Raw genomic sequence first — 8,854 nt, 5'->3', positions numbered from 1 at the left:
AGGTTGGAATGGTAACTATAATGGGAACCAGATGCCAACAAGTGACTATTGGTTTGTAGTTGAGTATAATGAACCTAATACAGGTGACCGTAAAGAATTTAAAGCCCATTTTACCCTGAAAAGATAAAATTAATATGAATTTGAAAAAATATTATATAATAGCAAGTTTAGCCTTGTTTTCATTTATAGGAACAGCGCAAGAAGGACTACCCATTTATTCAGATTATTTAACAGATAACTATTACCTCATTCACCCGTCTATGGCTGGTGTAGCTAATTGTGCTAAAGTAAGACTTACTGCTCGTGCACAGTGGTTTGGACAAGATGAAGCTCCAAATTTACAGACTTTGAGTGTAAATAGTAGATTGGGTGATTCACCATCTGCACTGGGAGGTATTGTTTATAATGACAAAAATGGATATCACTCTCAAACAGGAGCTTATTTGACCTATGCACATCATATTATGTTTTCTCGTAATGAGATTGATTTAAATATGTTATCCTTTGGTTTAAGTGCTGGATTTATTCAGTATAAGTTAGATGAAACAGAGTTTTTAGCAGATGGATTTGATCCTATCATTGCAGGTGTAGAACAAAGTGCGACAAATTTTAATGTTGACTTTGGATTCTCTTATCACTTAATTGATTTTTATGCTCATGCGACAGTTAAAAATGTTTTAAATAATGATGGAATTAATTTTAATGAGCAAGGATTGAGTTATGATAATTTGAGAACCTATTTGCTTTCTGCGGGTAATACATTCCATAAATTTGGAAGCGATTGGAGTTTTGAGCCATCTGTTATGTTCATGTACCGAGATGCAACCGAAGAAGCGTCAATAGATATTAATGCTAAAGCATACAAGGATATGGAGTTTGGTAAACTTTGGGGAGGCTTGTCCTACCGTAGAAGTTTGGATGGCGCAGAATTTTTAGATGGATCAGGAGTTAGTAGCCAAAAACTACAGTATTTTACACCTTTTGTTGGTGTAGATTATAACAGCTTTGTATTTGCCTATACGTATTCATACCAAGCAAACTCAGTCGTATTTAATAATGGTGGATTTCATCAAATCACACTAGGTTATAACTTTAACTGTAGACGTGAAAAGTACGAATGTAACTGTCCGGCAGTTAACTAGAAAAAACGCAATAATAAAACAAAAAGTCTCGATATTATCGAGACTTTTTGCGTTAGTGATGGAGGTATTGTTGAAGCTCTCCAGAGTTGCCTCTGGAAGCGACTACCGAGAGCACGACGTTCTTTTACATTGGTGAAAATGTAAAGAACGTAACGCCCAAATATTACCATGTATATTTCTTGTCTTTTGCTTGTGTCTTTATTGCTTTAATCATGGCATTTTCTAAGCCATTACTATCTTCTTTCTGTTGCGATTTTATATACAGTCGGCGTTTTTCGTTTAACTGCTGAATTTCTTTTTGAATCGCTTCACGTTCTAAGCGTTTGTTTTTGACATATGCTTTGATTTCCAAAACGCTTTTATCTTTGAGTTCCTCAGGCAGCTCCTCTTTTTTTAAGTCTTCAAATTTGAAATCTTTTTCTTGTTCTGCGTCAACTAAATCCCAATTAGAGTTTAGATAAAGATGTGAACTTTTACTAACTGTTCTACTCACAGCATTAGCTTCGCTATACCCTCTCGCATTGGTGTCTTGTTCTGCTTGAAGAGCCATTTTCTTTTTACCTACACGACCATAAGCTACATAAGTGCCATTTAGTTTGTGATTAAGTTTTAGAATTTTATCATCATATGGTGTGGCTACATAAGTGGTTACGTGATTATGATTAATGGCCATATAATCACCATGAGATAGGTCTGCTCCATCTTTCCAATAGGTTGCAATACCTTGATTGTAATCTCCGCAAAAAATGGTATTTACGCTCACCCCATTTTTATGTGCCTGCTTAGCAGCATCTTGATAACTTATTTTGCCTTGTGAAAATGGCTCGTTTCCTGCAATGAAAATAAGTTTTAAGTCATCTTCGTTTTTTCCCCACTTTAATTGATTTAATGAGGTTTGAATAACATGACCACAATATTCGTTACCTCCATTTGTGGTTAATGAGAATAGTTGTTTAGAAATCTCATCTAAATCATCACTAAATGCTAGCACTTGTCTGATAAAACCTTCGTCACCATTAAGATTATCATTTCCGTATTCATATAAAGCAATTTGTAATTTTGGTTTTTCATCACCACATTTGGCATATGATAATTCGTTTACAATATCCCAAAGTTGGGCCTTGGCTTGGTCAATCAGTCCATCCATACTATTGCTAGTGTCTAGTAACAAGGCTACTTTTATAAATTGCTTATTTGGGTTGTGAGCCTTTGTTTCTGCAATTGCTAGTTGCTTTGTTTCTTTTTTTTCATTAGCGTTACAAGACATGAAATTAACCATGCATAACGATATAATGAGTGTTTTGATTATTGTTTTCATAGATTCTATTTTTTAATTATTACTTATTGTTTTCTGTATGGAAGAGCCTTCATAAACTACCCGTTGATCTAAAGGGAATAAAAGCTCAGATAACTCATAGACATTTTTATAGCCATAACCATAAAGATTAATATAGGTTGGAATATTGAGCGCAAGAGTTATTTCTTTTTCTGTCTCTAATTCTGGCAATACAGATTTTGTCATAAAGTGTATTTGATCACCTTGAAAGTTGTTGTTACAATAGATTAGGATTTTAGTGTTTTTGCTTGGAATAATCCTAGCTAAATTGTCTTGAGTAAAGTCTGAGAAATTAAGGTGTAAAGCGCCTTTGATATGTTTTTTATCGTACATGTCTTTAGAACGAGTGTCTAGTATTATTACATCTTTTTCTTTGCTTTTAGACAAAAACTGATTAAAATCGATCAATCGTTTTTTACGGTGTTTTTTTACTTTTCTTACGAGTGTTTCAAAATCTGAATAACTCACTTTAGATCTCCTAAAATCTGGTAATTCATTTTCTACTGGAATGCATATTAAAAGTGTAATACATGCAAATAATGCGGTTGTTGCTTTCATAATAATAACGATTAATTGGTTTGTAATGCTTTGATATCTAAGGTGCCATTAGGAGAAACGACATAGTATTTGTGCTTAATCTCTGTTTTTACAACGGGTTCAGGTTTTGCTTCTTTAGGTTTTGGTGTGTATTGAAGTCTTATATTCATTCCTATTTGAACAACAGGTTCTAAAATGGAAGGATTGATAACTACATCATAGTTTTCATAAGATAAGGGTTGGTAGTAATATGAGGTTTGTTTTTTTGCAGTAGTGACTCCCTTTTTCTTTGTAATGGCTTCAAAAGACACACTATTGAAAGCTTGGTAGCTTTGATAAAAATCTTTAGGGAAATAACAATACTGATCATCTGCAATTGCAACATTATAATTGGCAAGATCAAAACCTAAAACTTTATAGTAAGCTTTTTTTTCTTCAATAAGTTTTAAAAGTTTTGTTTGCAGGTTTTTATAAACTTCAGCAATATTTTCGATATAATAATCGACTTTAACGAGATTGTATATTTCGCTTTTAGCGCATGCTGTTAAAATGTTCTCAAACTGATTGGTCTTTGTAAACTGAATGTGTAAATTTTGTTGAAGTTCAAAACCGTTTGGTACTTCTGTATAGGTTTTACTAAATAACTTTTTCTGAACCTCTATTTCATAATTCGGAACAAATGAAATGACATCTACAGCAAAGTCTTCTTCTGATATGCCTATAGTTTTTAAAGCACTTTTTATTTTATCTACACGCTGGTTCATTAACAAATTAGTGCTGTCTGCTGTTGGTCCAATTTGAGACACATTAAAAATAGCAGTATAGGTTGTTGCCGATATATTTTGTAGTGCTTTAACATCAATAAATACATTGGTACTCGGATTTAATATTTTATTGATTTGCTGTTGTACAGTAGGATTGTAAATAGTTGCATTTCCAGAATGCAAAATATTCTGTCTTGAGATTTGATCATAGTTTCCTTTGTGCTGTGCATTTGATATGACCATACACATTAACATTAGCATGACGCTAAGGGCTTGATTTTTCATTGTTTTTTTCGATTTTTGATTAATGCGGTAAATCTAGAATCATCTTTTTTTAATAAAAAACAAGAATGAGTGAAGTAAGCGTTTAAATGAGTGAAAAGGATAACTAAATGAGTAACCTAATCAATTTGATCTTAAATTTTGGATGTAACGATAGTTAGTGATTTTATTTAACCAATTAAAGTATGTAAGTTTATTCCATTCAAATAAAATAATGAAACAAATACTTAAATATAGCATCATTATCTTACTGTTATTGTTTTCTATAGAAACAGTAACAGGTCAAAACAATAAGAAAGTACAAGAGAATGAGGCGCTGAAGCTGAAAGCAGAAAAAAACCCTTTCTTTAGCATAAGAGGTTCTGTAAGGGAAAGTGATACGTACAAGCCTATTTCAAAAGTAAATATTGAGGTTAATGGTGGTGATTATACGCGAACAGATGCCAATGGTGCATTTGTAATTAAGGCTCGTAAAGGCGACGAATTAATTATAAGGCATAAAGATTTTCAAACCGTTTATCATATTATAGAGAATAATGATAGAATAACTGTAGAAGTAGAGCCTGCTGAAACAAGACAAAAAGGAAATTCAAAATTTAAAACAGATATAAAGGCATTTAATGCCTATATCGATTCGGTATCCAAATACAAAAAGCTTGATGTAGAAAAGAGTATTGCATTTGTAGGAGATGCACTATCACAAAGTACAACACAATCTCAAAATGGACTTGCTCATTTAGTTTTAGCTGATGTGTATATGTACTGGAAACAATATGATTTAGCGGTTACTAGTTATAGGGTTAGTTTGCAAAATGAAGAAACTAATGAAGCTAAATTAGGGCTTGCAAAAGCTTATGAGCGTAATAAAAATTATCAAGAAAGTTTAGAAACTTACAATGCTATAGACAAGAAATCTCTAAGTAATTATCAACTTGTTACACTTTATGAAGGCTTAGGAGATACGTACTTTAGTATTAAGAATTATCAGTCTTCTGTTGAGGCATATGAAAAAGGTTTAGAGGTGGCTAATAAACATTTGATCAAGCCAAAGATTGTTGACCTCAATTCTAAAATTGCACAATCATATAATAGTGATGGTCGCGTAGACAAAGCAGAGCAGTTTTTTGGAAATTCTCTTAATCTTGCCGAGAAAGAAACTAAAAAACGGGCTTTAGAAGAAAAAGTTACGGTAGCCGATTTTCAGAATACAAACAGAAACTATTCTGAAGAGATACAATTGCGAAAGGAGATTGTTGAAGATGTAGAAGGTGTTCAAAAAGATTCTATCATAGTGAATGAAAGTCCCTTGACACTTCAAAAACAAAATTACAAAATTGGTAATGCTTACTTTTTACAGAAAGACTATGAAAATGCTATTCCTTATCTCGAGAAAAGTATTGAAGAAGCTGATGCTAAAGGAGATTTAATTGTTAAGAAAGACGCCACGAAAAAGCTTTCAGATGTGCATGTTGATGCTGGAAACTTTGAAAAAGCGAAGGAGACTTTAGAGGATTATAAAAATGTGGTTGATGAACTCTACATTAAACGAGAACAAGAACTGTCGCAAGCCGATCGTTTTAGACGTAACATTATAGCGCAGCAAAATCGAATTACAAGTTTAGAAAGTGATCGTGTACTAACAACTAGTTTAAACCAAGCACGAACCAAAAATCAGCAATTGATTATCTACTCATTAATTGCTGGATTGATTATGTTACTCATTACTGCGTTTTTTATGTACAAATACATCAAACAACAGCGATTAGCTAATAATTTACTGGCTTTAAAATCGTTGCGCAGTCAAATGAATCCGCATTTTATTTTTAATGCATTAAACTCGGTTAATAGTTTTATTGCAATTAACGATGAACGTACTGCCAATAAGTATTTATCAGATTTCTCATATCTCATGCGAGCAGTATTAGAAAATAGTGAAGAAGATTTTATTCCGTTACAAAAGGAAATAGAGTTATTAGATCTCTATACCAAATTAGAGCATTTCAGATTTCAAGATAAGTTTGATTATAGTATAACAGTTGATGAAAATGTCGACGTCGAGTCGTTTCAAATTCCACCAATGCTTTTACAACCTTATATCGAAAATGCTGTATGGCATGGATTGCGTTATAAAACTGAAAAAGGACACTTGTATATCGATGTGTCTAAAAAAAGCAATGATGAAATTACCATTACTGTGGCCGATGATGGTATTGGAAGAGAACGTTCTAAAGATTTGAAAACAACCAATCAGCAAAAACAGAAATCTAAAGGTATGGGTAATATCCAAAAACGTGTGGCAATCTTAAACGAAATGTATAAAGATAAAGTCGACGTGTTTATAGATGATTATCAAGATGCCGAAGATGCAGGAACTAAAGTTGTTGTAACCATAAAAAAGGATTAATGATGAGAATAAAAATGGTAGTTGCAATAGTAGTTATGTTGTCGATTTCATGTCAAAATGAAACAGAAGATAATAGATTAAGCTGGATTCAAAATATAGATAGACTGGTGTCAGAATATAATAAAGAAGCCAAAATTGAGCATTCTGAAACAATTGTTGATGGTACACATGAAACTGGCGTAATCATTTATAAAAAGAACTCACGAGGCATATCTAAAGTTACCGCAGCATCTCGATTTTCTGAGAACTTTCCCATTAAAATGGAAGTTTATCTCAAAAACGATAACATCATTATGAGACGAGTTTCAGGTTTAAGTCCATATATACATAAAGGACAAAAGAGAGAAGGTGATAAGTGCTGTGCACTATTTGAGAATGTGACCTATTTCAATTCGAATACGGAAGTAACTTTATTTGAGAGGAAATTAGATTTAATGAGTACAGAAGAAATGGATTCAAGAAGATCTGAGTTTGAGTCGTTGGTTTTTACCGAAACACTCATAGAAAACCCTGATGAAGAGTATCAGCAAGCCATGGCGTCCTTAAAAGAATTTAAAGACACAATAAAAAAATAAGATCATATGAAGTTAAGATCAATCATTGTAGAAGACGAAGAAACAAGTAGAAAAATTCTAAAAAATTATCTCAACAAGTACTGTCCTAATGTTGATGTTTTAGGCGAAGCTGCAAATGTAGATGAAGCATTAGTACTTATTCGAAATACAGAATTAGACCTCGTGTTTCTTGACGTAGAAATGCCCTATGGAAATGCTTTTGATCTATTGGACAAAGTTGGTGATATTGATTTCGAAACCGTTTTTGTTACCGCTTATAATCATTATGCTATTGATGCTTTAAATGCGCATGCTTCCTACTACTTAATGAAACCTGTTTCTATTGATGAGTTAATAAAAGCTGTTGATTACGTCACAGAAATAAGAACAAAAGAAGATGCGCTTCAAGATCAAGTTTTAGTGCCAAAAACCAATAGTGTTGATGGTAAAATTACGATACCACAACAAGATGGATTTGAAGTTTTGGAAACTTCAGATATTATGTATTGTAAAGCCGATGATAATTACACCGAAATTTACCTTAACAATAACAAAAAGAAATTAGTAAGCAAGACCCTAAAGTATTTTGAAGAAGCCTTAACCGAAAGTGGTTTTGCAAGAGTTCATAAAAGTTATCTGGTTAATGTTAATGAAGTCACCAAGTACGTAAAAGGAAAAGGAGGTAGTGTGGTGTTGAGCAATGGAAAAGAGATTATGGTTTCAGCGTCTAAGAAGTCCGACTTGCTGTCTTATTTTAAATAATATGAATGTCAAAAATCACAAATGGTTGCTGTTTTTGCTTGTGTCATTTTTTATGACATGCCAATCTGATTCTGACAAAAAAAGCAAGGAGTATTCTAATGAGAGTGTTATAAAAAAAGGGAATGTTACAGAAATAACATCAACAGATATTGAACGTCTTGGTAAGGTTTTGGATTTTGGAAAACACAAGCCTATAAAAGTGGAATATCGCTATGTGATTATTGATAATTCGGGTCAAAATGATAGACTTTCTGTTCCAGGGCCATCCGATTATAGTCTAGAGGCCGTTTTGTACTTTAACGAAAAAACCTTTCATGCTATAAATGATTTTGAAATGGATTTAGAGTGGATGGAACAAAACCATAAAAAAGATGAATTTAATTTTGAATGGTTACCTCAAAGTGTAAAAGAGGAGTTAGTACAAGATGATAGAGCCAACTATAAAGGGCATCCAGATTTTTTCTTCGGAACTGGAGTTAATGGGAAAGCCTGGTATTTGGATAAAAAAATAGTACTTCAGGAACATACAAATTAATAACTATGCCAATTATAAAACCTGTAAACGGAAAACATCCTCAGATACCTAGCGATTGTTATATTGCCGAAAACGCGACTATTGTAGGTGAAGTTACTATGGGAAATCAATGCAGCATTTGGTTTAATGCTGTTATTAGAGGTGATGTTCATTTTATAAAAATGGGAGATAAGGTGAATGTTCAAGATGGTGCTGTAATTCATGCAACCTATCAAAAATCACCAACTACTATTGGTCATAATGTCTCTATTGGTCATAATGCAATTGTTCATGGTTGCACCATTCATGATAATGTTCTGATAGGTATGGGAAGCATTGTGATGGACGATTGTATCGTTGAGAGCAATAGTATTATTGCGGCTGGTGCTGTAGTGACCAAAAATACTATTGTTGAATCTGGAAGTATCTATGCAGGTGTTCCTGCTAAAAAGGTGAAGGACATTAGTAAAGCTCTTATTTCAGGAGAAATTAATCGCATTGCCGATAATTATGTCAAATATTCGAGTTGGTTTAAAAGCTAATTTTAATACTTAGCTTG

The 8,854-nt window shown here is 32.9% G+C and carries 10 protein-coding genes; 7 read left to right on the top strand and 3 right to left on the bottom strand.

Features of this window, described 5'->3' with window-relative positions; all coding sequences use genetic code 11:
* Positions 1-127 (top strand): T9SS type B sorting domain-containing protein (locus tag KWG70_RS14145; RefSeq protein WP_262910639.1); only part of this gene is annotated, 127 nt, incomplete at its 5' end.
* Positions 128-134: 7 nt separating this feature from the next.
* Positions 135-1,142 carry a PorP/SprF family type IX secretion system membrane protein gene (locus tag KWG70_RS14140; RefSeq protein WP_230936694.1) on the top strand — a complete coding sequence of 336 codons (1,008 nt, stop codon included), beginning with the start codon at positions 135-137 and terminating at the stop codon, positions 1,140-1,142.
* Between the two features lie 163 nt (positions 1,143-1,305).
* Here KWG70_RS14140 and KWG70_RS14135 read toward each other — a convergent pair whose 3' ends face one another.
* From KWG70_RS14135 to KWG70_RS14125, 3 genes are read right to left on the bottom strand one after another with little or no spacing between them, the layout of a single operon-like run.
* Positions 1,306-2,460 carry a vWA domain-containing protein gene (locus KWG70_RS14135; RefSeq protein WP_230936693.1) on the bottom strand — a complete coding sequence of 385 codons (1,155 nt, stop codon included), beginning with the start codon at positions 2,458-2,460 and terminating at the stop codon, positions 1,306-1,308.
* A gap of 12 nt (positions 2,461-2,472) precedes the next feature.
* Positions 2,473-3,036, bottom strand: coding sequence for a rhodanese-like domain-containing protein (locus KWG70_RS14130; protein ID WP_230936692.1), 564 nt, complete (start codon positions 3,034-3,036; stop codon positions 2,473-2,475).
* A gap of 11 nt (positions 3,037-3,047) precedes the next feature.
* Complete coding sequence (locus tag KWG70_RS14125) at positions 3,048-4,064, bottom strand: SIMPL domain-containing protein (RefSeq protein WP_230936691.1); 1,017 nt, start codon at positions 4,062-4,064, stop codon at positions 3,048-3,050.
* Between the two features lie 211 nt (positions 4,065-4,275).
* Between KWG70_RS14125 and KWG70_RS14120 the strand changes: the two genes are divergently transcribed.
* From KWG70_RS14120 to KWG70_RS14100, 5 genes are read left to right on the top strand one after another with little or no spacing between them, the layout of a single operon-like run.
* Entirely contained in the window at positions 4,276-6,465 is a 2,190-nt protein-coding gene (locus tag KWG70_RS14120) for a histidine kinase (protein ID WP_230936690.1), read from the top strand.
* Positions 6,465-7,040, top strand: a complete 576-nt coding sequence (locus KWG70_RS14115; protein ID WP_230936689.1) for a hypothetical protein — start codon at positions 6,465-6,467, stop codon at positions 7,038-7,040. Before KWG70_RS14120 ends, KWG70_RS14115 begins: the two co-directional genes overlap by 1 nt.
* A gap of 6 nt (positions 7,041-7,046) precedes the next feature.
* Positions 7,047-7,781, top strand: coding sequence for a LytR/AlgR family response regulator transcription factor (locus KWG70_RS14110; protein WP_230936688.1), 735 nt, complete (start codon positions 7,047-7,049; stop codon positions 7,779-7,781).
* Position 7,782: 1 nt separating this feature from the next.
* On the top strand, positions 7,783-8,316 hold the full coding sequence (locus tag KWG70_RS14105) for a hypothetical protein (protein WP_230936687.1): 534 nt from the start codon (positions 7,783-7,785) through the stop codon (positions 8,314-8,316).
* A gap of 5 nt (positions 8,317-8,321) precedes the next feature.
* The gene (locus KWG70_RS14100) at positions 8,322-8,837 is read left to right on the top strand and encodes a gamma carbonic anhydrase family protein (RefSeq protein WP_230936686.1); all 516 of its coding nucleotides are present in this window, start codon (positions 8,322-8,324) and stop codon (positions 8,835-8,837) included.
* Positions 8,838-8,854 lie beyond the last annotated feature (17 nt).

The organism is Psychroserpens luteolus (assembly GCF_021032705.1).
GTDB classification, from domain to species: Bacteria; Bacteroidota; Bacteroidia; order Flavobacteriales; family Flavobacteriaceae; genus Psychroserpens; species Psychroserpens luteolus.
This window is presented reverse-complemented; position numbering and strand designations above follow the sequence as displayed.